Origin of the sequence: Psychrobacter sp. TB55-MNA-CIBAN-0194 (genome assembly GCF_040309505.1) — a bacterium.
Taxonomy (GTDB): Bacteria; Pseudomonadota; Gammaproteobacteria; order Pseudomonadales; family Moraxellaceae; genus Psychrobacter; species Psychrobacter fozii.
Map to the genome: position 1 here is coordinate 1 of NZ_JBEOOW010000087.1, position 329 is coordinate 329.

Consider the following 329-nt stretch of genomic DNA (forward strand, 5'->3'; position numbering starts at 1 on the left):
TACATCAACTAGGGATAATGAATATCATGAAGAAAAGTAACCATTTTGCGAACCCATTCAGTGCATGGACTGGACACCGCTTGTTTCATGTTGTCGCTGGTACGCTTGTTGGCGTAATGGCTGTCACGCAAGCATCAGCGATGTTACCCACACCAGAACAAGCCGTTAATAATTCAGTAGCAGTTCAGTCAAACTTTAATCAAAACAGTCAGTCAAATGCGCAAGCAGTTAACAGTAGAATTACAGCGTCATTGATTAGTGTTGATGCCAATGGTAAAGAAATACTGGTTCCTGTGGATGCAAATACGCGTTTGCAGTCAGGTAATGTC

At 42.2% G+C, this 329-nt stretch carries 1 pseudogene; it reads left to right on the forward strand.

The features are described 5' to 3' along the window. Positions 1-26 precede the first annotated feature (26 nt). Positions 27-329: pseudogene (locus AAEY75_RS14360) on the forward strand (hypothetical protein); the annotation flags it as partial.